We start from the raw sequence: 26,577 nt of genomic DNA, 5'->3' as shown, positions 1-26,577 counted from the left end.
GGTAGTATGATAGTAGTGGCAGGGCGGTACTACAATCTTTGCTGGGAACAGCGTTTTGAATCGGTAGTTGTACTGCCGATGGAACTCGGCAGTACAAAGCTAAAACAACATCAAATAGCTAAAAACGGTTACGCCGATCAAAATCGCCAGAAAGTTGATCAGATCGTTCGTCACCCAACTATAGCCACGCACGAGTTCTCCGTTTCCGGAGGGTGTATCGCTGAGGCGATTGGTGGCTGAGTCAAGATATTTTGCCTGTAACAACGAACCCAGGAGACTATCAAGCAGCATCCCCAGGAAGCCAAACAGGATAATCTTCAAGCTGAACTCAAACCGGTAGTGAGGGAGAAGCCAAAAGCAACACCCCACGAGGAAAGCCGCCCCGGCTAATCCGGCAAGCGTTCCGGCTATTGACACCCCTCCACTCAAACCCGGTGGTACCTTCTGCCAGCGGAGCAGATCATAGGTAGGCTGTTTGAAGTGCTGACCAATTTCACTACTCCAGGTATCCGCCGTGGCCATGGCCATAATACTGAGTAGCCAGACTTCAGTCTGGGGATGCAGGAAATAGAGAAGGTCTTCCGTTGGCCACATAAAAACCGCATAAAAGCCGTAGACCGATCCATTTGCGAACACCTGAGTAGCATCCCGTGGTTGCTGGTGTTTGGCGTCACTGGCAATAGTGTTTGCGGGAAAGATTCTCCCAATCAACAGGCTGCTGCCGAAAAAGACAAAAAGCGGTAACAACCACTCCACACTCCGGGAACCGACAGCAACGACGACAGCCAATAAAACTGCGGCAACAATTCCTCCTCCCGTCAGACTTTTTTGAATACGGGGAAGGAGGGCGAACATCGCCCCAAAGACGATCAAAAGAAGCAAAGCGGAAGAACTGATAGGCTCCGTTACAAAAGCTCCTAACAGGAAGGCCGTGGAAATTGGCACGGTTATATTGTCTAATCCACGGGAACCGACGGCCTCCGCCGAGGCGACAATAACGGCAATGCAACAAACGCCCGTGAAATCTAGTGCAGGAATAATTGGCCCCGCCAGCGCATACAGGATGATGAAAGAAATCACAAACCCCACGTTTCCTGCCAGGCTCTTGGAGTCGCCCGTTAATTGGTAGGTATTCTTAGCCAGCAGCTTTCCCGCTACCGTTGCAGACGCATCACAGATGGCCAATACCGCCATGCTGAAAGCAACGATTTTCGTGTCAACATCAAACAGTAAGAGCATGAGAAAGGCAAGCGGAAACCAGACGACACCCCAGGCCAGGCGTCCCGTCTCATCCCGCATCAGTTTACCGGAAGCGACCAAAACGATCAACAAGATCTCCGCTATTGTTACAATATCCGTTAATAGTTGCCGATCAATCTCAAGGGTGGCTACTGCACAAGCTCCAACGGCTACTACATGAAGAATTTTTCTAATGATCCAGTAAGGCAGCCACTCCCGCCGAGCACCAACTTCACATACTACCGTAGTTAGAAAAACAATGATAACGAGAGCAATAAGCATGTTCAGCAATGCACTTTTAGCCGATTAATTTTTTTTTTGGCGCGGCAAACGCTGAACGTAAAGATGGTGTCTATATCGGAGCTCTGAAAGCGCAGCGCCCAAAAACCGCGAAGCGGTGTCTAAAAGAAAGAGAAGTGAAGCGATCTCTTTCGTCTAAAAGGGCGCAGCCCGTCTAAAGGGAAAAGAGCGAAGCGACTTTCCCCGTCTACTTCGCTTTAGCGATCTTCTTCTGCTCATTATTACTCTCGTAAATGCAGTAAGCCTCGTACTTGGCCCGGTCGGATTCCGCCCAGATATCTTTACCAATCTCACATACCTTGATCACCTCTTCGTAGAGCAGGTTTCCGATATCGATCCGGGATTCCACGGCAATGTCCCGATCCGCCACTTTATCCTGTTGGATATTCATGGCCGTTTCAAATTTCTGACAGGCATCGGCCAGTTTTTTGAGGTGACTTTCGTTCAGTCCGGTTTCCTCCAGAAAGTTCCATTGTGCCCTGGCTACACGAATGACCCGTCGGCCGCAGAAAAGCAGCTGCGCGTCCGTCATATCTCCAATTTTCGCGGTACCGAACTTACGGTACCGGCCGGTCCGGTTGCTGAATTTGACGCGCACCCGGGTCATGATGGAACGAATGGCGTGCTTTACCTTTTCGGATGCTTCGTACTTTTTGTCGGTAACGATCATCTGGTCTCCCAGCAGCTCATCGTCGTCAGGGACGTCAACAAATTTTTGGCAACGGTTGTGAAACCCCTTGAGTCGATGGCCATCATAACCATAGGTCTTAAAGCTTTTCAGGTCCCGCCTGGCCATCCGGATGGCATCCATACACATCTGGTAGAGATCCGCATCGGGGAAGTTATACTTCCGGTTTACCTTTTGTTTTTTCATTGGACATCAATAAGGAATACGCTTACAAATGTAGCGTTTGTCGGCCAAAAACACAAATTGTTTACGCAGGAACAGCTGGGCGCGGCCGCAGGTGCAATGGAAGGGTAAGGGCGCAGACGTTCGAAGGTCCTTACCGGACGCTTTGAGCGTCCGGTAAAACCTTGCAGATCAACTCCCCCTTGCACCTGCGTCCGCGCCCCGACAAGGCGATTAAATGGCATTCATTACCTTTAGTCACGCTCTTTTTCCAAAGCCAGACCCATGAAATTTTTGATTTTGCCCTTTCTGTTAGTTGGTTTATTAACCGCTTGCAACTCTACCCAGGAAAAATTACCCCAACGCGCCCCTATTGATATTCGGGTAGAAGGGGAACATGAAGGGGCCGACAAGGAAAACCGCCACGAACGCTGGCTGGAGAGCCTTCACCGCGCAGCCCCCGGTACAGATTGGCGGAAACTGGAAAGCCATAACGCCATGGCCCGCCACCGCAAACGGCAGGGGCGTTTCACGGAAAAGAGCAGCGAGTCCTTTGCGGATGGCCTGTTGACCGGGGAGTGGTTCGAGCGCGGCAGTAAGTACACCGCCGGCAGCGTCTTCGACGTCGTGCAGGACCCCACGGATGCTAATCGTTTGTTTTTGATGTCCGCCGGTGGTTCCATTTGGGAAATGGATTATACCGGCGAAGCTTACCGCCTCGTCAACCACGATATTTATTTCGACCGGGAGTTCCTGGGGCTGGTGCCCGTTGATGCCGGCCGCCACCTGCTGGCCTTCTCCGACAGTCGGCCGATGTATTCCCCCGATGACGGGAAAAGCTGGGAATTCGCCACCGTCCGGGAAAACGGCAACGTCATCGATGAAGCCGCGATGGACAACTTCTTCTCTCCACAGGTTATCGACGACGAGGTCTTCACGACCCTACAAATTCTCCGGGGCAATTATGAAATATTCCATTCTGTAGATGGTGGCATCAGCTACGATCAACTGCCCGGCCCGCCGCTGGCCACCGTGGAGGGGAACCAGACCATTACCCACCTGTATAACCCACCCGGAACGGATCGTCTCTTCGCCGCCATGAAACGAACGGGCGATAATGCAGGCGTCAACCTTTACGAGTTGGACCGGAGCAGCGCAAGCTTTCGCCTCATCAGTTCTGTCCCGGTAGAAAGAACCGGCAGCTACCGTTCCAGAATAGCCGCGGCCAGACAGCCCGGAACGGACAGCCTGAGAATCTTCCTTCAGGCCTACGACCAGCTCTTCCGCAGCGATAACGACGGCCTGGACTGGCGGGAGATGCCCCGCCTGGACAAAGTCCCCTGGCGCTACCAATCCATCTACGTCCGCCCCAGCGACCCCGACTTCGTCGCCTGGGGCGCCGTTGAGCTCTGGGTCTCCCGCGACGGAGGCGAAACCTTCGCCTACCCCAACCGCTGGAACGACTACTACGCCGACCCCGTCCGCTACCTCCACGCTGACATCATGCGCCTGACCGAAATAACGGACCCCGACGGCGAATCTCAAATGCTGGTGAGTAACCACGGTGGCCTCAACCTGCTCAACCCAGCCGACAGCATGTGGTATAGCGTCGCTCAGGAAGGCCTCAACGTGGCTCAGTACTACGACGTGCGCACCAACCCCGGCGACCGGGACATCATTTATGCCGGCTCTCAGGATCAGGGCTTCCAGATACTGGACGAGAACGACAGCAGCCGACGCAACGTGCTGGGCGGCTATCAATGGTTTAGTGGGGATTATGGTCACCTCGACTTTGCCGAAGGGGGGAACGTTTTCTTTACCGCCTACCCCGGTGGCTTCGTCTACGGTTTTTACGACGTACTGGACGAAGAGAATGGCCTGGGCTGGAGCAGCTACGAAATTGAAAGCCCGGATGAATTCATCTGGATTACGCCGATGATGTCTCCTCCACGCTTAGACGGGCAGGTGAAACTCTACATCGCTGGCGGCAGTTCGGATACCGCCCGCGCGGGCTCCTTCCTGGTGGAAGTTGACCTGAACCGGGACGAGGATGACGTTCACTACGGAGCCATGACGGGCCGTGACCTTCCCCTTGACTTCAAAGACGCTGCCGCCGGTCAGATCTCTGCCATGAGCTATTCTCCTCTCAACCCGGACCGCTTCTACGTAGCCACGGATCAGGGTCGTTTCTTTGCCTCCGACGACCGGGGCGAAAGCTGGTCAGAAACCCTCAACTTTTTACCGTCGGGCTGGTACCTCTACGGGCAGGCGATCCATGCTTCCAAAACGGAAGCCGAGACCGTATGGCTGGGCGGCTCGGGCTACAGTAATCCGCCCGTCTGGCGATCAGAAGACGGCGGGGAGAACTTCTTCCCGGCCAGCGACGGCCTGCCGCCAACGGTCGTTCATGGGTTAACGGCCAACGCTACCGAGAGTCTGATTTTTGCGGCTACGGAGGCAGGACCCTTCGTTTATGTTGTCAGCGAAGAACGGTGGTTTGACCTGGCCGGTCAGTACGCCCCCACCATGCGCTACTACTCGGTGGAATTCCTCGAAGATCGTAACATCGCCCGCTTCGGCACCTACGGCCGGGGTGCCTGGGATTTCCAGGTGGAGCAGCTCGTGTCCATTGATGAGCCGCTGGCAAGAGGCGCTGCTCCCCGCATCTATCCTAACCCCGCCAGTGGTTCCACGACTGTGGAGGGCAAAGCGGGTGGTTACCGCTTGTACGACATCGGCGGGCGGGAAATGCGACGGGTAGTGGCTACCGGCCAGCAGACGCAATTATCGCTGGAAGGGCTGGCTCCGGGGCTGTACTTCGTGCAGCCGCTGGATACGGATGGCCGGGTGACTGGGTTGGGGCAACGGGTGGTGGTGCGGTGATTCTTGATTGGCGATTCTTGATTTTGGATATGCGACTTAGGTCCTGGACGATGACGCCTCCGGCGTCGAGCTGAGCCGTGTAGTCATTGTGAATGCTCGTTACCGCAGGTAACTTCGGCCAGTAGCGTACCTTCCACCCCATGCGCATCCGATACACCGTCCTCCTCCCTCCCCTATTGCCACTTCTCGCCTGCGCCATTTGGGGGATTAAGGATCCGGAAGGTTTAGTGACCACCATGCGGGGCTGGTCAGACTGGGTCATGCTGCACTTCGACTGGCTGTTTAATGGCTCGACTTTCGCCTGCTTACTGATTGTGGTTGCGGCATATATCAGTCCACTGGGCAGGGTGAAAATTGGCGGCGACACAGCAACGCCCTTGTTGAGCCGTCCGCGGTGGTTTGCGATAACCGTCTGTACGACCATTGCCACGGGTATTCTGTTCTGGGGAACGGCGGAGCCGATCTATCACGTGAGCGGCCCGCCGGAGGCGGGGCTGGCCGAGCCCGACGTTTTCGCCATGAGCATCATGTATCTGCACTGGACCTTTACGCCCTACGGGATGTACACGCTGGGTGGTTTGTTGTTTGCCCTGGCCTTTTACAACCGGCGGCAGCCCTTTGCCATCAGTTCGCTACTGGAGCCTTTGCTTGGGGAGCGTATTCACAAAAAGGCGGGTGCAGCCGTTGACGTAATTTGTCTTTTCGCCCTGGTGGCGGGCATGGCGGGGAGCTTGGGGGCGGGTACGCTGTCCTTGTCGGGTGGCTTAGCTTCGGAGCGCACGCCGCTGGTGCTGGGGCTCATCATTGCGGCCATCGTCATTGCCTTCAGCGTGTCAGCGGCCAGCGGGCTTCAACGAGGGATCAGGCTGTTGAGCGGCATCAACGTGGTGGGGTTTATGTTGCTGGCCGTATTCGTGTTCTTTACGGGACCGACGCTGGAAGCATTGGCGCTTAGTTTTTCTGCTGCAGGGGAGTATGTGTCCACCTTTGTCCCCCGCAATCTGGGGCTGGACCCGGGCATTGACGCCGCCTGGGGGCGGGCGTGGACGAGTTTCTACTGGGCGGGCTGGTATGCCTGGGCGCCCGTGACGGCCTTGTTTCTTGGTCGGCTGGGCAGGGGCTATACCGTCCGGGCGTTTATCCGGGTTAACCTGTTGTACACTTCTCTTTTCGGTGCTTTCTGGATGGTCTGCTTCGCCGCCATCGGCCTGGTAACGGATGAAAGCGGGCAGCTCTCCGCTGCCCTGACGGAGGGTGGTCCGGAGGCCGTGATCTACGTTTTGCTGGACACCTTGCCGCTGGCGGAGCTAACGCCCGGACTGTTTCTTTTGCTGGTTTTCCTGTCTTACGTTACGGCTGCCGATTCCAACATATCGGCCATGAGTGCACTTTGCGTGGAGGGCATCACGCCGGAGCGTCAGGAGGCTCCCCTTTTCGTTAAGTTGTTGTGGGGCGGCATCATTGGCACTACGGCCTGGGTGATGGTCGCTTTTGCCGGCATTGATGGCATCCGGCTGGTGAATACGCTGGGAGGGTTTCCGGCGATGTTCTTGTTCTTGCTGGCGGGAGGGAGTTTGTTGGTGCTGGTGGTGCGGAGTTGGCGGGCGCGGCCGCTGGTGCAAGGGAGGGGTAAGGGCTCGGTTGAGGTACTCCGGTCCGAATCGGGCAAGGGAGCAAAGCGACTTTGACCGTATAATGCCTGTAACACCATGAGGCTGCCGCTGCTACACGCTCCGGGAGCCTACTGCCCCGTTCGCGTTCGGACCATTACTTCGACTTCGCTCAGCAACCAGGGTCCTCAACCGGGTAACACAGTATTCATCCATTGGAATGAAGCCAAAACCGTTTGCTATGGGTTCTTTTGCCTGGCTGACAGCTGTAAGTGCGTCAGTCAACTCGTGCCCGGAGGGCACTCGCCGCCGCTCGCTGCTGGAAGCAGCGTCGACCGGTCAAACGCTGCTCTTTACCTTCCCTTTGCACCTGCGTGCGCGCCCAAATGATATTACAGGTGACATTTTCCCTGAAAGTAGTCCTAACAAAAGACTAAGCGGGAACAACAATTGGTATATGTCCCGCATTTTAATCACCTTTGGTGTCTTATTCGAATAACCCCATGGCAGTACCTAATTTTAAGTCAGACGTAGAAGCCGTCGACGCCCTCGCAAAAGCTTACCGTGACCTTCGTGCCGAAATCGGCAAAGTGATCATCGGCCAGGAGGAAGTCGTCAAGACGGTATTAATTTCCTTGTTTTCTAACGGTCACTCCCTTCTCGTCGGTGTTCCCGGCCTGGCCAAGACCTTACTTGTATCCACCATTTCTGAAGTGCTGGATCTAGACTTCAAGCGTATCCAGTTCACGCCTGACCTGATGCCTACGGACATCACCGGCTCCGAGATTCTGGGCGACAACCGAAAATTCGAATTTGCGCACGGCCCGCTCTTTGCCAACATCGTACTGGCGGATGAGATCAACCGTACGCCCCCCAAGACACAGGCGGCCCTGCTCGAAGCGATGCAGGAACGTTCCGTAACGGTAAATGGTGTTCGTCACCTCCTCCCCGCGCCTTTCTTCGTTCTGGCTACGCAGAACCCGATTGAGCAGGAAGGAACCTACCCGCTGCCCGAAGCGCAGTTGGACCGTTTCATGTTCAACATCCCGCTGGACTACCCGACCTACGAGCAGGAAATTGCCGTCGTAAAGGGAACAACGGGTGTAGACGTTAAGTCATTGAATACCATTCTCACCGGAGAGCAGATCCTGTATTTTCAGCAGCTCGTCCGGAAGATCCCCGTCAGCGACAACGTGCTGGAATACGCCGTCAACCTGACGACGAAGACCCGGCCGAATACCGACCGGGCAACTGCCGAAGTCAACAAATACATCAGCTGGGGCGCCGGCCCCCGGGCCAGCCAGTACCTGGTGCTCGGTGCCAAGTGCCACGCCGCTATCTCCGGTAAGTACAGCCCGGACATTGAAGACGTACAGGCCATCGCCAAATACGTTCTCCGCCACCGGATCGTGCGGAACTACCTTGCGGAGTCCGAAGGAATTACGGAGGAGAATGTGATTGAGGCGTTGTTTTAGTAGGTTGGTTCGTTGGTATTTTGGTTCGTTGGCATTTTAGCTTCGCTACGATTATGTGGTGGGACCAAAGAACCCAAATACTAAAAGACCAAAATACCAAGCCCGCCACCCGCCACAACCGCCTGCCTTGTCATCTGTTTCAGTAGATGTACCTTGGTGCCCCCTAATCGGGCTTTCATCGTACCTTTTGAACAGAACAAAGCTTTTATGATCCACCGCATCCTGACTTTTTCGCTGGCGCTCCTTCTTGGAATCACCGTCTTTTCTTCCTGCGGGGAGGATATACAGCGTAGCCTGGCACCAACGCCAACGGCTTTTGGTAAAATCAATGGGGTTACTATTATATCGGACCAAAGCCTGTGGGAGAGTAACCTGCGGGATTCCATGGCCTTTTATTTCGAAGCGCCCTATTTGATTCTTCCCCAGCCGGAGCCGATTTTTGACCTTCGCCATATTGAGCCCATCAAATTGCTGGAAGAGCCTACTTTTCAGGAATTACGGAACTATATCGTTCTGGCGGACTTGTCCGACAAAGACAGCCCAACCACGGAGATGGTGGTAAAGGATTTGAGTGATGCTAAAATTCAGCAGGTTCGGGAGGAAGGTTTCGGCACGGCCGTTGCCCGTAATAAATGGGCGACGGGCCAGCAACTCATCTACCTGATGGGAAAGAACCGGGGGGAATTGATCAAAGGCCTGGGAGCCGCCTACCCCGCCGTAGTAGCCCGCATCGATGAGCGGGAGAACGAACGGGTAAAAGTGACGGCTTACTTCCGGGGTATTGACCGGCAGCTGGGGGCAACGATTACCGAAAAGAGTGGGGCGACCATCGACATTCCCGGCGGCTACGAGATGGTACCGATTGATGAGCCCAACTTCGCCTGGCTGCGCAAGGACACTCGTGGTGGCAGCCTGAACATCATGGCTACCCGGGTGCCGTATAAAGACCAGTCACAACTCAGCCGCGAGGGGCTGAAGTCCATCCGCGACCAAATCGGTAAGGAGTACATCAGCACGACACTAGAGAATACTTATATGCGGGTCAACGACGTCAGCCTGCCCCTCTTCACCGAAACAACGGAACTCAATGGTGCTTTCGCCATCTCCGGCCGTGGCATCTGGGAGATGGAAAACGACTTTCTGGCCGGCCCCTTCGTCTCCTACCTGATCAACGACACGGCCAACAAGCAGCTGGTGCTGGTGGATGGTTTCGTGCTGGCCCCCGGCGAAAAGAAACGGGAATTGATGGAAGAGCTGGACCAGGTGCTGCGGACGGCGGCGGTGCAGTAGGTTAGTCAAGCAGTCAAGCAGTCAGGGAGTCAGGGAGTCAGGGAGTCAAGCAAGTCAGATAGTAGCTAGCCACCCACTGATGGTTTTACACTGCGGTATTTGTCAGGCAGGAGCCAACCATTCCATTAGCGGACGAGGTCTTTAGGTTGAATAAACACCTAAAGCACCTCTATTATGCACCGTCTTCTGACCCTATGTTTCGTCTTATTTTCAATTAGCCTCTCCGCTCAATACGAGCGCGGCAACTGGTACCTGAGCGGCAACTCTGCCATTGATGCCGGAAATCAATCTACCGTTGCGGGGAGTGACTTCCTGCCACCATCTGCCAGTCGTACGGGACTCTTTCTGCTGGATCGCCTGCTGGTGGGCGGCAACGTGCTTAACCCGGCGATTTTCGTCCGTTATTACCAGTCGCTGAAGCCGCAAAGTAGGCTATCTGCTTTTGCGGAATTGAACTTGGCGGGAAACTTTAGTTCTCGTTGGGGAGGCATAATAAATTACCAACCCGCCATTGGTTTGGAGTATCAGCTTTCGGCGGATGTTTTGCTTTCGGCGAAATTGCAGGCCACTATTTCCGGAGGTGCCGTGATCAGACAATCCCTCCAATTTGGGGTTAATACGGTAATTGGTCGTAGTGGCTTAGCGCCCGGTCAGAACCATCTTAGCAAAGGATCTATTTTTATTGATCCGAATATCGGCGAAATAACGCTTGGTCACTATAACCCGAGCAGCGGTCAACTCGGATGGCTCAATTACAACTTACACTTTGGTGGTGGAATTATGCTTTCTGACAGAGTTAGCCTGAACGGCAGCCTTTCGGCCAGTAATTACCGCAGCGAATTCTATTATTCTAATACTCCGTCGCTGTACAAAACCACGACAATAGCCGCCGATCTCGGACTGCGATACTTCTTAACCGGGAAAGGTAAATTCCGGCCTTACGTCGGTGCGGGGCTCAACGCACAGTACCAGAGTCGGATAGTAGATTATGAAGATTCCGGGCGAGTGGATGAGCGGGAAGAGCACTTAGGTCTTAGTCCCTACCTCAAGCTCGGCACGCTGTTCTTCCTGAGCGACAACGTAGCGCTGGATGCGAGTCTGGAATATAATTTCCGGGATAATACTGCTAGCCGGGCAGCAGCTTCGCAGCTGGGGCTGGGGGTTGGGGTGAAGATTTTTTTGGGCGGCAAAAAGGAGCGGTAATGCCCCGTTGGCCAACCAACCTTACTGCTTAAAGCATTAGTCTTTCAAGTGTTTTTCACCTAAACCCCTATGGATATGAAATTTATATTCCCTTTCCTCCTCCTTCTTTTCTCCCTCAGCCTCCAGGCCCAATATGACAAAGGCAACTGGTACCTCAACGCCGATGCGGGGCTGCGGACCGTCACCAGCCGGCCCGGGGTCGGCGATTTGCTGGGCTCTTCTTTTTCGGGTGGCTTCTTCCTGGAGAATAATGTTATGGTTGGTACCCGGCTGGAACTCGGCTCCCTGCTCAACGATGACCTGGAAGATCCTCACTACCGCATCGAACCTTTCGTGCGCTACTACCTGCCGACCGGCCGGATGCGCCGCCTGCGGTACTTCGCAGAAGTGGGTGCCGGGCTATTGTTTGAGAACAATCTCCAGACCTATCTGCGTGGTGGTGTCGGGGCGGAATACCAGCTGGCCCCGGGCATCATGGCCACGGCAGGGCTGCGCTATAATACGGGCGGGGAAGCCCGGGCGTCGGGACTGACGCTTGATTTTGGCATTAACCTCGTCTTCGGTGACCTGGAAGGCAGCAAACAGAACGATATCGGAAGCCGCAAAGGCACCTTCTTTCTGGACGCCTCCGTCGGCCAGCTCACCCTGGGTAAACTCAATGACATCAACCTGATCTCCGGAGCGATCTCCCTCAACGGCGGTTACTTCCTTACGAACAAACTCCTGCTGGAAGGTGGTCTGAGTTTTTCCGCCAACAACGTTGAACAGACCACTGACCGTGAGTTCCTCAGCCGGAGCAACCGCTACGCCGCCAACGTCGGTTTTCGCTATCTCTTCAACGAAGGGAAGAAGTTCCAGCCCTACCTCGCCGCCGGCTTGCGCTACGATTACGTGACCCAATACTACGAGCGGGAAAATATCGACCGCGTCATTGACTTTAGCGGCGGGAACTTGTCCGCGGACTTCAAGGCGGGCTTCCTCTACAACTTCAACGAGCGGGTGGCGCTGGATTTTCACGTTGGGTACAATCCACGGCTGGGTGGCAGTTTGGGGCAGTCGGGATTTTCCGGGGGTGTGGGGTTGAAGGTATTTTTGGGGAGGCGGTGATGGGAGAGGGCGCGGACGCGGGTGCAAAGAATGGTTTTGAGCAAAGAGCAGTATTTGTCTTTCCTTGCTTTTACTCCTTTGCTTTGCAAAGATATGGGGCTAGCCCATCTTTATGAAATCAGCTCAATTGAGGCCGATTCATGCAACAACGCCATTTGAGAGCACATCTTTTTTGAAACAGAGTCAGCCTCGGTGATTTCCTATGAAAGGGAACTTCCCCCAATTGGGGGCTAGAGTGCCGAAAAAGCGACAATCTGGTTTGCCCCCCTGCTGCCCCACTATTACGAAGCCATCTTCGCTACACAACCACCAATCATTGCTCCTCTCGCGCGCGCCTGCACCTGCGGTGAGCGCGCCCATTAAAACCGCCAGCCCGCCACAATCCCCAATCGTACATCGACCTTTGACAGTGCATCGATGGCCGCAATGAAAGGCGCGTCTCCATCCGCGCCCGGGAAAACACCTCCCGTGCCCAGGCCAAAGTTGAGCTCAAATACGAAGCCACTTTGCGCAATCCATTTGTTCCCCACCAGCAGGCCAAGGGTGCCCTTAGTGCCGTCGATCCGGTAGCCATCTGCTTCGCCAGCAGACAGCGCCGCCAGCTTACCATATGCCCCGACGAAGAAGCGGTCTGCCCCGTAGTCCGGGTTAAAGTAATACCGATACTCCGGCACAAAGCGAACGACCTTGAAGTTATACTTGTCACCCTCCAACGTCACCTTAGTTGTAGCGATGCCAAATCCTGGCGCGATGGACATATTATCCGCTATGGCAATATCCGCCGAAACATTCAGCCCGCCGAAAATGGCGGAACCAAGATTAAGCTTAGCATCAATCTGCGCAAAGGCAGGTGCTGACAACAACAAGCAAAAAAGAGAAAATGAAAGAATACGCATAAGATCGGTTGTAAGAGTGTGGTTAAAAGGTGGTGTAAAACTTTTACGGGAGGCTTCCCCTCCAGACCCAGCCTGAACCCTCAAACCCCGCTCCATATTTTATCGGAAGCCCTAAGCCTTTCCTTTTTATTGGTCTTTTAACGTCTCCCTGATTTCCCTACCTTCGCCACCATGGACTCCCCTACTGCCCTGCAGCCTCTCCAACTCTCCGATGACTTCAACTACGCCCTGGAACGGATGGAGTCTGGCGCTAACCTGTTCATCACCGGACGGGCCGGAACGGGTAAGTCTACCCTGTTGCAGATTTTCCGGCGCAGCAGCAAGAAAAACGTAGTCGTAGTCGCCCCCACGGGAGTCGCGGCCCTGAACGTGCACGGGCAGACCATTCATTCTCTTTTCGGTTTCCCACCGCGGCTGATTCAGCCGGGAGACGTCCGCCCCAACCGCCGCTACAAGCGGCTGTTCATGAACCTGGAAGTGCTCGTGATTGATGAGATCAGTATGGTCCGGGCCGACGTGATGGAGGCCATTGATTTCGCCCTGAAGCTCAACCGGGACAGCCATAAGCCCTTCGGCGGCGTCCAGATCATCCTTTTCGGAGATCTTTATCAGTTGCCGCCGGTAGTGAGTAGTCAGGAAGAACGGCAGTACTTCAGTCAACGATACGCCAGCGCTTACTTTTTCAGTGCGGACTGCCTGGACTACATCGATCTGGAAATGATTGAGCTTCAGCAGGTCTACCGGCAAGACAGCCGCCATTTTCTTCGCCTGCTGGAAGCTATCCGCAACGCTACCGTCGATTACGACGAGCTGGAATCGCTCAACGAGCGCCACATCCCGGACTTCGTACCCGCCGAGGGCGAGAACTACCTCACCCTCGCCGCCCGCAACGCTACCGTGACGGCCATCAACGCTAAAGCACTGGCCGAGAACGACAACCCGGAGATGCTCTACCTGGCCGAAACGAAGGGTGCCTTCCAGGAACGTCTTTTCCCCGTCCCCGCCGCCCTGAAGCTCAAAGTAGGAGCACAGGTGATGACGGTGAGAAACGACACCGACAAAAAGTACGTCAACGGCACCATCGGCACCATTATTGAATGTAAGCCGGAGTCGGTCATCATTCGGGTACGGGAAGGTGAACAGGATCGTACCATTGAAGTCGGCAAGGAAGCCTGGGACATCATCCGCTATAAAGCCACGGGCGACGATCTGAGCAAAATCGGGACCGAAACGCTGGGAACCTACAAGCAGCTCCCCGTCCGGCTTGCCTGGGCTGTCACTATCCATAAATCTCAGGGCAAGACTTTTGACCGCATCGTGATCGATCTGGGTAGGGGCGCTTTCGAGCACGGACAAACCTACGTAGCCCTCTCCCGTTGTCGTACGCTGGAAGGCATCGTACTGCGCAACCCCCTTACGCCCAGAGACGTGATGGTGGATCCGGCGGTGGTGGAATTTTATGAGATGATGAGGCGGTAGCCCGGCCGCGCTGTGCACCGGAAGCAAGCTGCCACTAAGGTTTTCGTGTACTTGATACCTTTCCTGTGTGTACGCTGTGTCTTTGTTTTCTCTGCGTAAAAATGCGCGGAGCGCAGAAAATCATTGCTACGCAATTTCAGTGTTGACACACAGGGCACATAGGCACAAAGGACACATAAGAGAGACCATAAGCTGACGAGAACAAACTAATCCACTATGCCCAGAACGTCCAGCACGATACTCTCCGCCTCCGCCAGCGCTGTTTCCAGATCATCATTTAGCAATACCCGGTCAAAGCTGTTAACGTAAGTGAGCTCTTCTCCCGCGCGGTCAATGCGGGTCTGGATTTCGGCTTCGCTCTCCGTTTTCCGGTCGCGCAGGCGCTGAAAGAGTACCTCCGGGCTGGGAGGTGCCACGAAGACTGCCGTGCTTTCCTCCGGATAGAATTTCTTCAGGTTAGTGGCGCCCTTCACCTCAATGTCAAAGACGATGGCCTGACCGTTTGCCCAGATGCGTTCGATCTCTGACCGAAGCGTTCCGTAAAACCGACCGGGGTAAACCTCTTCGTATTCAACGAAGTCACCGGCGGCAATTTTTGCTTCAAACTCTTCCGTGCTCAGGAAGTAATAGGAGCGTCCGTCTTCTTCCCCTTCCCGAATCGGGCGGTTGGTGGCGGAGACAGAGAAGGCCAGTTCACCAAAATGCTTCAGCAGATGGCGGACGATGGTCGTCTTACCCGCTCCGGAGGGCGCGGTAAAGATCAGCATTTTGCCGGAGGTAGGATCAGGCGACATTAGCAAGTTGTTCTTTGATCATTTCAAGGTGCTCCTTCATGTTGACCACCAATTTCTGGATGTCCGGTGAATACGCTTTAGAGCCCAAAGTGTTGACCTCCCGGCCAATTTCCTGGCTGATGAAGTTGAGCTTACGCCCCTTCACGGTATCCTCGTTGTTCAGGATTTCCAGGAAATACTCACAGTTTTGGCGCAAGCGCACCTTCTCTTCGTTGATGTCCATTTTCTCCAGGTAGAACAGCACCTCTTGCTCGTAGCGGTTCTTGTCCACATTGCCCCGCCCCATAAAATCTTTGAGGTGTTTCTCCATCCGGTCACGGACGGACTGCACGCGCTGCTCTTCGTATTTCTCTACCTCCGTCAGCAGATCGGCGATACCCGTACAGCTGGAGCTGAGGTCTGCCGCCATCACTTCTCCCTCCTGGCGGCGGTATTCATTAAGGTGTTCGATGCAGGCGGCGGCGGTTGCCTTCAGGTGGCCCCAGTCATCGTCAGCCAGGCGGTTACTGCCGGATTCGACGATCCCCGGAATGCGGAGCAGGCCGGCGTACACGCCAGAGACGTGCTCCGGGGGCAGAGAGAGCATCCGCTCTTTCAGGCCGTCATACAGCCGGTCGAGCAGAGCGGCGTTGATCGTGACTGCGTTGCCACCGGTTTCATCCGCTACCTCGACGGTGATCTCCAGTTTACCCCGCTGCACCTGATCCAGCACAAACCGGCGGAGCTGCATTTCGTATTTGTGCAACTGTTGGTTCGTGCGCAGCCGAAGGTCGTTCTGCTTACTGTTAAGTGAGCGAATTTCGACGGTGTAGGTTTTGCCCGGTTGGGAGGTAGTTGCCCGGCCATAGCCAGTCATAGATAAGAGCATAGAGGGATGTATGGATGTTTTGGGGAAGGCAAAGATAGACAGACGGGCGCGGACGCAGGTGCAAGGGAAAGGAAAAGGGAGCAAAGGGGGCCGGATTGCTATGCGTTGAACCCGAACGGGGCCGAAGGCTCCGGGAGTGGTTCTTTCCCGCGGGAGCAGGTACAACACGCCCAAAGTCGTTGCGCTCCCTTGTCCGACTCGACGTACAGCGTCTCTACTGCTCCTATTAACACTCCTCGCACCTGCGTCCGCGCCGCAAGTCCCCAAAACAGGCCGCTAACCGTCATTTTAGCGTCATCCTGACCACCCATAACTACTTGATTGTAAAGAAATAATGCATTTTAAGTGGTACCTTCCAGATAAAATGCGATATTTGCGTCGCTTTTGTAAAACGAGTCCCCACGAACAATAAAAATTAATATGAGAAAAGCTGATTTAGTCGCTAGCATCTCTGAAAAAACAGGCATCGCTAAAGTAGATGTTCTGGTATCACTGGAAAGCTTCTTTAAAGAAGTGAAGGGTAGTCTGTCTGAAGGAGAGAATGTCTACATCCGCGGCTTCGGCTCTTTCGTCGTTAAGAAGCGTGCCAAAAAGATTGGTCGCCACATTAAGGAGAACAAAGCCATTGAGATTCCCGAGCACTTCATCCCTGCCTTCAAACCAGCCAAAGTGTTTGTCGAACAGGTAAAAGACAAGGTGAAGCATCTTCCTAACGAAGAGAACAACGACTAATGGGACGTAACCAGTGGATCTCCGTAGCCGTGGCTTCGGCCTTGTTGCTACTGACCTACTGGGGCTGCCCCGTACGGCCACCAGAAATGAAAAGCGGTTTTGATCGCGGCCCGTTGGAGGCTACCGGTTTAGAATCTTTGATCCGGGCGGCACGTCCGGATCTTAGCCCCGCCCAAATGGCCACATTGGCCAGCCTCGAGGAACGCCTCGTGGCCGCTGAGGGCAACGAAGAAGAAAAAAGAGACCTGCAGGAACAACTTGCTGGTGAGTGGTACCGGGCTGGCCAACCAGCCATCTCCGGCATCTACGCCCGCCAGATAGCCGAAAACGCAGGTACCGAAGAATCCTGGAGCATCACCGCTACTACCTTTAATCTCTGCCTTCAGCGTGAAAGCAGTGACGAAAAGACCCGGCAGTTTTGCGCTTCTCAGGCTGAACAGGCTTACCAGGCAGCCATCAGTCTTAATCCGGACAATGCGGACAACCGCATCAATCTGGCACTCGCCTACACAGATTATCCTCCGCAGGACAACCCGATGAAAGGAATTCTGATGTTGCGCGATCTGGAAAAAAAGTACCCCGAGAACGCTCGGGTCTACATTACCCTCGGTCAGCTGGCCATTAAAACCAACCAGCTGGATCGTGCCGTAATCCGGCTGGAGAAAGCCGTAGCGCTTGCTCCGGACAATCCGGACGCTGTTTGCCCACTCGCTAAGGTCTACGAAAACCTTGATCGTGTGGAAGAGTCTGCCCTGATGGCTACCCGCTGTACGGATATCCTCAAAGCAATTCGCGAACAAGAAGCCAACTAAAACAACTCTCCTGCTGTTTTAAACCAGCGGGTTGACATACTCGTAACCATTTTTCATAACCTAAACGACTAATATATGCCGTGTGGAAAAAAGCGGAAGCGTCATAAGATTGCTACCCATAAGCGGAAAAAGCGTCTGCGCAAGAACCGCCACAAGAAGAAAAACCGCTAGTTCTATCCAGAACTACAACATACCATATCCGGCCGGATCGCAACAGTGATCTGGCCGGTTACCGGTGTTTGACTTCCTCCTCTGTAACAACCATCCGTAGCGGTTAAATCTCCGACGGTGGTACGCCCCTTGTATTTTAAGAAGCAGTTTTTGCCTCCGGTTGTATATTCCCAATAGTAACCGATTGATTTCCCGGAAGGCGCCAATTTTCAGGTACTACACCTACCCTACATCCTCACTCTCCGGAGTGTTACCCACAAAGATCTTTACCGTCACCTGCCGTTCATCAAGAACGTGCGACGGTCATTTTCAGCTGTTTTACCTGACACTCTGCTCTTTTGCCGGAACTAACTTTTCCTGCAATGCAACCTCTGCGAACCAGCTGTCCTGAGTTTACCTCCCCTCGGATTGTTTATTACTAATCCCGGACGTTACTCCATCACTCATGGTGTGCTTTATTGGTATTGAATACTCAGTATCCCCTCCCCGGTTTCGATCGGTGGCGGGTAACGGTGTATCTCAACAAGCCCTAAAAAAGTGGAAAAAGAAATGATTGTATCCTCATCGGGTAAAACCGTTGAGGTAGCTCTGCTGGAAAACAGCAAGCTGGTGGAAATACACCGCCAACGCGCTACGGACCAATTCACCGTAGGAGACGTTTTTATCGGCCAGATAAAACGAGTAACGGCCCCGCTTAATGCGGCCTTCGTTGACATCGGCCACAAGAAAGATGCCTTTCTGCATTATACGGATCTCGGCCCAAGAGTCCGCTCTTTGCAGAAATTTTACCAATTGACGGCCAACGGTAAGAATAACACGGCCAAGCTGGACAAATTCAAGTTTGAGCCCGAGATCGTTAAGACCGGCAAGATTGACGAAGTCTTTAAACGCCGGCAGGTGGTACTGGCACAGGTGCTCAAGGAGCCGATCAGTACTAAAGGCCCCCGCCTGAGTTGTGAGATCACTATTCCCGGGCGTTACCTCGTCATCACGCCGTTCAATGAAACCGTTGCGGTTTCCAAAAAAATCAGTACCAGCGAAGAGCGTAAGCGCCTGCAGCTGCTGGTGGAAAGCATCCGGCCGAAGAACTTCGGCGTCATCGTTCGTACGGCGGCAGAAGGTAAGGGCGTTGGAGACCTGCTGGAAGAGATCGAATTGCTTTCTAAAAAGTGGAAAACGATCTACGACGCCGCCAAAACGGCGAAAGCTCCGGCAAAACTGCTCAGTGAGGTAGACAAAACTACCGGCCTGCTGCGTGACCTGCTCACCCCTGACTTCAGCCGCATCGTCGTTGACGATAAAGACCTGTTTGAGACCGTTAAGGCTTACGTCAGCGACGTTGCCCCGAATAAGGTCAACATTGTACATCTCCATAAAGGGAACAAACCCGTCTTTGACGCCAACGGTATCACGAAACAGATCAAGAGCAGCTTCGGCAAAACGGCTACCATGTCCAGCGGTGCCTACATCGTTATCGAGCACACCGAAGCGATGCACACCATCGACGTGAACAGTGGCAACAAGATGCCCAGCCAAAACCAGGCAGAGGCCGTGTTAAAGATCAACCTGGAGTCTGCTGCAGAGATTGCCCGCCAGCTTCGCCTGCGCGATATCGGCGGCATCATCGTGGTAGACTTCATCGATATGCGCGATGCGGAGCATCGTAAGAAGCTGGTTACCGCCATGCGCAAAGCGATGAAGAACGACCGGGCGCAGCATACCATCCTGCCACTGAGCAAATTTGGCCTGATGCAGATTACCCGCCAGCGGGTTCGCCCGGAGGTGAAGATTACCACCGCAGAAAAATGCCCGACTTGTAACGGTACCGGCAAGGTCAATGCGACCATCCTGCTGACCGATGAGATCGAGCGCGCGCTCAACTTCATCATGGAAAGCCGGCCCAAAGCCAAGCTGAAGTTGAAGGTTCACCCCTTCATTGCCGCTTACCTTAAGCGCGGACTCCCCAGCCTACAGATGAAGTGGTACCTGAAGCACTACCGGTGGTTACAGATTCTGGAAGATAATGACTTCCCCGTTACCTCCTTTAAGTTTTATGACGGGGAGGAGGATGAGATTAAGTTGTAGGTCTGCTTACAGCGCTTAGCTTATCATCAGCGATCAATCATCAGTGTTTCCAGTCAAACGGGCGCTGAAGATTGGTCGCTTTTTTGTTACAGCAAGGTAGAGAGGGCGACGGCGCGCGGGTGCAAGGGGGAGTTTTCAGGAGCAAGGAGCCTTACCCCCCTTTGGTACGGCCCCACTGAGTTTGCCTAAAAGGCCAAAGGCCGTCTAAAAGAAAAAGAAGCAAAGCGCGTCTAAAAAAAGCACGAAGCCGCTTTCTCACCCCTTCGCCCCCCTATCCACCGCCGCCAGAATATCCGGCATGCGGTAAGGTCCGGCCATAGAGCGTAGATGAGCGGCCGCCTCGGCCTGCGGCATTCCCAGACTGGTAACGTAGAGCGGCTTTTTACTCTCCCCTCGGAGCACCGCCTCGGCATTGGTATCCCGGAAATAGGATTTCGCAATGCCAATCACGGGGATTTTTCCGTCCAGTTCGTTGTAAAGATGTCCTCCCAGCCCGAGCCGTCCCTGATCGTTAAGGTAGACGTAACCGTCAACGACAATAGCTTTCAGCTCTGCCAGGTCGAAATCTGCCAAAGCCGCTGTGATCAACGGAAGTTCGCGGAGGTAGAACTGCCCGGGAGCATAATCTGCCGCAGGACCAAAGGTCCAGGTCTTGAGCGTGGACGCCTCTGCGTCCGTCCAATCCTGAAAAATGGCAGCGACCAGTCTGCTGCCAGTATCTTGGTAATGGGCGTCGAAGGCCAGAATCATGAAGATTTCTTTAGCCTACAAAGAAACAATATTTACGCTACAGACTACGATTGTTACACTGAACGTATCTATTCTGTACCCAGGGCAATCGCAAGCTCGGATAACGCGGACGCTCGAAGGTCCTTTCAGGACGCTACGAGGTCCGCTTAGCCTGGCTCAAGGGACCTCGTAGCGTCGCGGAGCCACCTGCGAGCGTCCTTGTGTGGAGCTTGCGATTGCCCTGATTGCCCCCCCCCGACACAATACCTCCCGCCCGCCAGCTTACCTTTACAGCATGCCCTTAAGAGTCCTTTTCTTCCTTCTTCTGTTTCTCAGCATTACCGGATTGACCGCTCAGGTCGATAGCCTTGGGGAATGGCGGACGCTGCAATCTTATCGTTTTGGCACCTACGTAACGGAAAGCCCCGAATCCATTATTTATACCACGGGCAAGGCCATCTTTTACCTGGACAAGGAAGATTTGAGCATCAGTCGTCTGGCCCGTGAAGATGGTCTGGCCGAAGCAAGGATCAGGTTGCTGCGCTATCATCCGCCTACGGAAACCCTCATCATCGTTTATGAAAGCAGCGTCATCGATCTGCTCCGTAACGGGCGCTTCACTACCCTCCGGCAGATTGACAACTTTAATTTCAGCGGAGATAAAACCATCTACGATCTGCACTTCGACGAGGGCGAGAACATTGTTTACCTCGCCGCAGGCTTTGGGGTTTCAGCGCTAAGTCTTGACGACGAGACCTTCCTCTTCACCACCTTCACCGGCGTGAGAGTAGATGGTGCTGCGCTGCACGAAGGCCTGCTCTACGCCGCAACGGAAGAAGGGATTTACCGGGCTCCCCGCCTGGGGACGAACCTCAACGACTTTGGCAACTGGGAGCTACTAGGGGCAGCCAATGGTTTCCCCGAAGATTATACCTCTACCGCGATCAACATTTACAAGGACGAGCTTTACTTCGGCATTGAAAAAGATGTTTATCGATTGCAGGCAGATACGGCCGCTCTTTTCTTTGACACCAACGATGAGCGGCCCTGGCGACTGCAGTACCTCAGCGTTGGGCCTACCTACCTACTGGCGGGCTACCAATGCCAGGACGACGGCTGCTCCAGCCGGCAGCTCATCATGCTAACCGAGGAAGGGCAACAGCGGCGGGTTTTCAATCAGTGCATCATCAGAAGTAACTATGCCATTGAGGATGATCAGGGCCGGTTCTGGTTTGCTGAAGACAAGTCAACTCCGCGAATCCGCTACCTTGAAGGAATCGACGATGGAGACTGCAATGAAATTGAGTACAACGGCCCGCTGGACGATACGAACTACCGCCTCCTGCACGATGGCACCTCGCTTTGGGTGGCTCCCGGCGTACTGGATGAAAACTTCAGCCCTAATTTTTCTTTCGGCGGCGTTTACCGCTTCAAAGACGGAGACTGGGTCAGCTTCAACCGCAACAACAACGATGTCTTCAAGGGCCGGAACGGAGAAGTACAGGGAGACGATGACGTAGCCGAAATTGTGGACGTTCACTACGATGAGGTCAACCAACGCTACTGGTTTTCTTCCTTCTTTGAAGGGGCAATATCCTTTGATGAGGAAACAGAAGAAGGTGAGCTCTTTGATGAGACCAACAGCAGTCTTCAGCTCAGTGATGGCGCCGGGCCGGGCAGGGTTCGGGTTGCCGGAGCCGTTACGGATCAGGCGGGCTTCACCTACCTGGCGAACAGCAAAGCCTCCGAAGGAAACTTCATCAGCGTCCGCAGCCCCGAAGGAGAATGGGCCGCCCTCGCCGGCGGCTGTACCGTCAATGACGCGCTGGCCATTGAGATTGATCCCCAGGGGTACATCTGGACGGTCCACGCCACCAGCGTAGGCGGCGGCCTGACCGTGCTCGACCCCATGGGCACGCCCATGGACCCCACTGATGACCGCTGCCGGACCATCACCGCCAACAACAGTAACCTGCCGACCAACAACGTCCGCAGTATCGCCGTAGACCTGGACGGAAACGTCTGGGTTGGCACCTCCCAGGGAATCGTACTCTTCGAATGCGGAGCCTCCGCCTTTGACACTGGTATCTGCCCCGGAAGACTGCCCATTGTGGAAGCTGATGACTTCGGTGGTTTCCTGCTGGAAACAGAGGAAATTCGCTCCATTACCGTAGACGGCGGCAACCGCAAATGGATCGGCACGAGCGGCGGCGCTTACCTGCTCTCTGATGACGGAGAGGATCAACTCCTTTTCTTCGACCAGGGAAACAGCCCATTACTGGACAACATCGTTCGGGATATCGCCATCCACCCCACCACCGGAGTAGTCTACTTCGGTACGGAGCTGGGCATCATCAGCTACCGGGCGGAAGCCACGGAAGCTAACCGGCGAACCTTTAAAAACGAGCTTACCATTTTCCCCAACCCGGTGGAACCGGGTGAGCAGAGCCCGATTGCCATCAACGGCCTGGCGCGTGATGCCCGGGTAAAGATCACGGACCTGTCCGGCAAGCTCGTCGCCGAAGGAACCGCTACCGGCGGACAGTTCGTCTGGTCGGGTACCGACTATACCGGCCGGCGGGTAACCAGCGGCGTTTACCTCGTGCTGGCCAGCACGAACGGGCGCTTCGGGCTGAATGACCCGCAGGCAGCGGTGGGGAAAATTGTGTTTTTGCGGTAGGGGGGGTAACCCTGGCGAACGCCAAAAAGGCATTAGCCCCCACACAGCCGGACCCTCAAAGGAGTTGGCAACTACGCCTACGGCTACGGGCCAACACCTTCGAGGTCCTTAGACTGTAAACCAGTAGTTCAGGACCTCGAAGGTATTCAGTTCGAAGCGGAGCGGAGGTATGAATTCCTTTGAGAGTCCGTTTCTCCAACCAGCCGTCAGATTAGCCCGCGTAACCCGGAAATCAGGCCGACGGCTTAGCGATCTCTGGCTCTATTAACTTCCCCTTTGGGGACTGGCGCGTTGCGCCAACAAGGGCCATTGCACCTGCGTCCGCGCCCCAAAACCACCTTAGCTTTAAAATAAAGCTATCCTTGCAACTATTGCTTCCCGTGCCGGCATTAACCCCGCAAATCCTTTACCATGAAGTACTCTACAGATTGGCTGCTCGGCCAGCTTGCATCCGGAACCAAACTAAAATACCTCTTCTTCTGGGGGCATCAGCAACGCGGTGACAACGTGATTACCCCTTCCTGCCTCAGCCAGTGGTACGAGCGTGGCTTTACCGTTGATGGCCACCACTACCCTACCGCCGAACACTGGATGATGGCCGGCAAAGCCCGTCTGTTTAAAGACGAGGAAGTACTGCAGAAAATTCTGGATACTCCTAAAGCCCCCGTCGCGAAAAAACTGGGTCGGGAAGTCCGCAATTTTGATGTCTTAAGCTGGAGAAAACACATGGTCAGCATCGTTACCGAAGGCAGCTACCATAAATTCAGCCAGAACGAAGACCTTAAAGCCTGGCTCCTGACCACCGGCAACAAAGTACTCGTAGAGGCCAGCCCCTTCGACTCGATCTGGGGCATCGGGATGAATAAGGCGCAGGCAGAGGCGGTGTCTCCGGACGAGTGGAAGGGCGAAAACTGGTTGGGGTGGTGCCTGATGGAAGCGCGGGACCGATTGACTTTGGAGTAAACATCGGGGCTGCTGCACAGCTAATTTCGCGTTTGTGCCTGAAGTGTTCTTCAGAGAACAGCTCGGAGAGCTTTGTAGCACAGCACCGGCTTTAGCCGTAAAAATCATGCCGTTTTCAATTAACGTTACTATTCAGAACAGCCGTTCCTACCAGTCGGTCATAGCGCCCGCCGACGGGCCGCCAGTAAATGAGTGCGAGGTAATCGTTTTCGGTTTCGTCATAGCTTCCTTCGGTCAGATTATAGTTAATCCGGTCCGCCGGGCGGGGATTCTTAGTGGTAACCTTCTGTTCCGTGACGTAGTGGTAATTGTAAAAGCCCTGCTTTAGTAAGGCGCGGCCAACGTAGGCGCTGATGTTATCATTCCAGACCATTTTGAACTCCTTCTTGAGCTGGTATTCCGTCAGTCCACCGAAGATATAAACATCCCGGTCAAGGGGTGTCCCCGTAGCAAAAACGAAGGTCTGCATGATGTATTCACCGTTGAAGGCCAGGTCAAAGCGCTCAAAGTTTTCCTGCAGAAACTCATCCGCCAGATTAATGACCGGGCGGTCAAAACGGAAGTTCACGTAGTCTCCGTTCAGGTCAAAATAGCCGATGTACGTTCCACCGTCGCGGGGGCGTTCCGCTTCCATCATCATCGAGTAGTAATCGCCTTCGTTCGTTATGCTGACCATCTTGGTCCTGGGTGCTCTGACGGAGCGAATGTCCAGATTCCGGTACTCGTTTGTGCCCCGGAAGCTAACCTTGCCCTGGTAATCAAAGCGGACAGATTCCCGCTGCAGCAGGTTGGGGCTGATACCGATTACGGCATTATCCCAGCGATTATTCTGGATCACGGTAGCACTGAGCTCCCGCATGGGGTTACGAACCGTCATTTGTTTAGTGTTGACCGTCAGGTCTATCTCCTGGTGCGTATGAATCTGATCAACCAAAGAGGGGCGCATCACCCGACCACTAACTCCGGCCAGCGTTTCCTGCACCATGAAACGGCGGGTGATGACGGGAAAGGCATCGTCTTCTGCATCATAAACGACCAACAGGTAGTTACCACTGGCGTTCAGCTCCATATTCTCGTTCGGAAAAACAAGATCATAATGGACGTATTCCTTCAGGGTACGGAGGCTGAAATCGTAGTCATCGAGGTAATCTTCGGCGTAGCCGGCGTTAAACTCCAGGGGGCTGAGGCCGGAGGGTTTCCAGTCCTGATCACAGTGAATGAATTTATAGGAATAGCGGCGCACTTCGTCGCTGGTGTCATCAAAAGATAAACGCAGACGGGCGTTACCGTCCAGAGCGATCAGGGGATAGCTATGAGGGAAGCCGTCAATGTGTAAGCGGACCGTCTTGACGTTGTCTACGTACGTATTGTCGATAAAGAGCAGCCCTTCATCCTGCGCCTGCAAACTACAGAAGCCAAGCAGCATAAACAGGAGGGCGAGGGGCCGCAGGTGCAAAGTGAAGTTGATCAGGCAAAGTTTCATTCAATACATTTTATCCATCCGGGGTGGTTTTCACCACCGCTAAAGCAAACGTGCAACTGATAAGCAAAGATTTGACTACCCACCAACTTTCACCTTTTCTTAAAGGCATTCAGTTGGCTGACGAAGGTCGTCCCCCGTCGGTAAAACCGCCAGGGCTTACTCACCCAGGGCGCTCCGGCGTAATCAATACCGATACGGGGCGTAGCGATAATTTCTGCCGGATCTACTGCAGGCCCGGTCAGATCCAGGCGAACCTCCCCTTCGGGGTCCAGCAAATTAACGCCGTTTAGCCGCCGGTCAATGCCCAACGCCTTGGTCAGAACGCCCGGCCCGCTGCTTAATTGCGGTTTAAGACGGTCCATCTTTCGGCGGGCCATGATGTGCGATAGCCCGCGAGTCGGCTCTCCGGCCCTAATCAGAACGGCGTGGGGCGTGCCCTCCGGCCCGGTCACCACATTAAACATCTCATGAATGCCATAACAAAGGTAAACATAGGCGGTGCCCGGGGCATGGAAAAACACTTCCGTTCGCTTCGTCCGCTTATTGCCATGGGCGTGGCTCGCCCGGTCGTCCGGTGCCCAGTAGGCTTCAGTTTCGGTGATTCGTACAGCGGTTTCCACTCCGTCCGTAGTGGTGATCAGTTCGGCGCCAATAAGCGCTCGGGCAATTTGCACGGGATCGGGGAGAGAAAGAAGCATGTTGGAAAGATTCAGCGGCAGGTTTAGTGGGGCAAACGCATCAAATCTAAAACGGCAACCTAATAGTTGACTTTTGTTCCGATCGAACGCAGTGAGCTGTCACTTGCGGTAGCCAATCGCGAACCCCGAAGGGCTCAGCGAAGTTATACTGATAACAAGCAAGCATCTGCCGACTTATTTTTAGATTTACAACGAGACTAGGATGATCCCGTACTTTCGGCCACCGTTGC

General features: G+C 54.4%; 20 protein-coding genes. 12 read left to right on the top strand and 8 right to left on the bottom strand.

Annotated elements, in window-relative coordinates:
- Positions 1–99: 99 nt before the first annotated feature.
- Positions 100–1,521: a DUF92 domain-containing protein gene (locus tag BM123_RS18010; protein ID WP_090171393.1), complete on the bottom strand. Its 1,422-nt coding sequence runs from the start codon at positions 1,519–1,521 to the stop codon at positions 100–102.
- Positions 1,522–1,726: 205 nt separating this feature from the next.
- The gene (locus BM123_RS18005) at positions 1,727–2,413 is read right to left on the bottom strand and encodes a hypothetical protein (RefSeq protein WP_090171390.1); all 687 of its coding nucleotides are present in this window, start codon (positions 2,411–2,413) and stop codon (positions 1,727–1,729) included.
- Between the two features lie 261 nt (positions 2,414–2,674).
- Here BM123_RS18005 and BM123_RS18000 point away from each other — a divergent pair, with 261 nt between their 5' ends.
- From BM123_RS18000 to BM123_RS17975, 6 genes are all read left to right on the top strand, one after another.
- A complete protein-coding gene (locus tag BM123_RS18000; protein ID WP_090171387.1) occupies positions 2,675–5,272 on the top strand; it encodes a T9SS type A sorting domain-containing protein in 2,598 nt (865 codons plus the stop codon).
- 140 nt (positions 5,273–5,412) lie between these two features.
- On the top strand, positions 5,413–6,960 hold the full coding sequence (locus BM123_RS17995; RefSeq protein ID WP_090171384.1) for a BCCT family transporter: 1,548 nt from the start codon (positions 5,413–5,415) through the stop codon (positions 6,958–6,960).
- Positions 6,961–7,385: 425 nt separating this feature from the next.
- The gene (locus tag BM123_RS17990; RefSeq protein ID WP_090171381.1) at positions 7,386–8,357 is read left to right on the top strand and encodes an AAA family ATPase; all 972 of its coding nucleotides are present in this window, start codon (positions 7,386–7,388) and stop codon (positions 8,355–8,357) included.
- 207 nt (positions 8,358–8,564) lie between these two features.
- Positions 8,565–9,647, top strand: a complete 1,083-nt coding sequence (locus tag BM123_RS17985; protein WP_139211939.1) for a DUF4837 family protein — start codon at positions 8,565–8,567, stop codon at positions 9,645–9,647.
- 174 nt (positions 9,648–9,821) lie between these two features.
- The gene (locus tag BM123_RS17980) at positions 9,822–10,850 is read left to right on the top strand and encodes an OmpW family outer membrane protein (RefSeq protein ID WP_090171376.1); all 1,029 of its coding nucleotides are present in this window, start codon (positions 9,822–9,824) and stop codon (positions 10,848–10,850) included.
- Between the two features lie 75 nt (positions 10,851–10,925).
- A complete protein-coding gene (locus BM123_RS17975) occupies positions 10,926–11,957 on the top strand; it encodes an outer membrane beta-barrel protein (protein WP_175489453.1) in 1,032 nt (343 codons plus the stop codon).
- Positions 11,958–12,316: 359 nt separating this feature from the next.
- Here the strand turns inward: BM123_RS17975 and BM123_RS17970 are convergent, their stop codons facing one another.
- On the bottom strand, positions 12,317–12,853 hold the full coding sequence (locus BM123_RS17970) for a DUF3575 domain-containing protein (protein WP_175489452.1): 537 nt from the start codon (positions 12,851–12,853) through the stop codon (positions 12,317–12,319).
- 171 nt (positions 12,854–13,024) lie between these two features.
- Here BM123_RS17970 and BM123_RS24830 point away from each other — a divergent pair, with 171 nt between their 5' ends.
- Positions 13,025–14,332 (top strand): ATP-dependent DNA helicase, encoded by a 1,308-nt coding sequence (locus tag BM123_RS24830; protein ID WP_090171368.1) that lies wholly within the window; start codon positions 13,025–13,027, stop codon positions 14,330–14,332.
- A gap of 206 nt (positions 14,333–14,538) precedes the next feature.
- On the opposite strand, the gene gmk is transcribed toward BM123_RS24830, so the two are convergent.
- Both gmk and BM123_RS17955 read right to left on the bottom strand, forming a co-directional pair.
- A complete protein-coding gene (gene gmk, locus BM123_RS17960) occupies positions 14,539–15,126 on the bottom strand; it encodes a guanylate kinase (RefSeq protein WP_090171365.1) in 588 nt (195 codons plus the stop codon).
- On the bottom strand, positions 15,116–15,994 hold the full coding sequence (locus BM123_RS17955; protein ID WP_090171363.1) for a YicC/YloC family endoribonuclease: 879 nt from the start codon (positions 15,992–15,994) through the stop codon (positions 15,116–15,118). Before BM123_RS17955 ends, gmk begins: the two co-directional genes overlap by 11 nt.
- 420 nt (positions 15,995–16,414) lie before the next feature.
- On the opposite strand from BM123_RS17955, the gene BM123_RS17945 reads away from it, so the two are divergent.
- The 3 genes from BM123_RS17945 (at position 16,415) to BM123_RS17935 (ending at position 19,794) form a co-directional block, all read left to right on the top strand.
- Entirely contained in the window at positions 16,415–16,726 is a 312-nt protein-coding gene (locus tag BM123_RS17945) for an HU family DNA-binding protein (RefSeq protein ID WP_090171358.1), read from the top strand.
- Entirely contained in the window at positions 16,726–17,538 is an 813-nt protein-coding gene (locus BM123_RS17940) for a tetratricopeptide repeat protein (protein ID WP_090171355.1), read from the top strand. Before BM123_RS17945 ends, BM123_RS17940 begins: the two co-directional genes overlap by 1 nt.
- A 708-nt stretch (positions 17,539–18,246) precedes the next feature.
- Positions 18,247–19,794, top strand: coding sequence for an Rne/Rng family ribonuclease (locus BM123_RS17935; RefSeq protein WP_090171352.1), 1,548 nt, complete (start codon positions 18,247–18,249; stop codon positions 19,792–19,794).
- A gap of 255 nt (positions 19,795–20,049) precedes the next feature.
- Here the strand turns inward: BM123_RS17935 and BM123_RS17930 are convergent, their stop codons facing one another.
- The gene (locus BM123_RS17930) at positions 20,050–20,544 is read right to left on the bottom strand and encodes an endonuclease V (protein WP_090171349.1); all 495 of its coding nucleotides are present in this window, start codon (positions 20,542–20,544) and stop codon (positions 20,050–20,052) included.
- Between the two features lie 274 nt (positions 20,545–20,818).
- Between BM123_RS17930 and porZ the strand changes: the two genes are divergently transcribed.
- Positions 20,819–23,203, top strand: a complete 2,385-nt coding sequence (gene porZ, locus BM123_RS17925; RefSeq protein ID WP_090171346.1) for a type IX secretion system anionic LPS delivery protein PorZ — start codon at positions 20,819–20,821, stop codon at positions 23,201–23,203.
- Positions 23,204–23,614: 411 nt separating this feature from the next.
- Positions 23,615–24,166 (top strand): NADAR family protein, encoded by a 552-nt coding sequence (locus tag BM123_RS17920; protein WP_090171343.1) that lies wholly within the window; start codon positions 23,615–23,617, stop codon positions 24,164–24,166.
- Between the two features lie 115 nt (positions 24,167–24,281).
- Here the strand turns inward: BM123_RS17920 and BM123_RS17915 are convergent, their stop codons facing one another.
- Positions 24,282–25,649: a type IX secretion system plug protein gene (locus BM123_RS17915; RefSeq protein WP_090171340.1), complete on the bottom strand. Its 1,368-nt coding sequence runs from the start codon at positions 25,647–25,649 to the stop codon at positions 24,282–24,284.
- Between the two features lie 89 nt (positions 25,650–25,738).
- A complete protein-coding gene (locus BM123_RS17910; RefSeq protein WP_090171335.1) occupies positions 25,739–26,347 on the bottom strand; it encodes a DNA-3-methyladenine glycosylase in 609 nt (202 codons plus the stop codon).
- Positions 26,348–26,577: the final 230 nt, after the last annotated feature.

Source organism: Neolewinella agarilytica (assembly GCF_900110645.1).
Taxonomy (GTDB): domain Bacteria; phylum Bacteroidota; class Bacteroidia; order Chitinophagales; family Saprospiraceae; genus Neolewinella; species Neolewinella agarilytica.
Note: the sequence above shows the minus strand (reverse complement) of the source record. Positions and strands in the feature narration are given on the sequence as shown.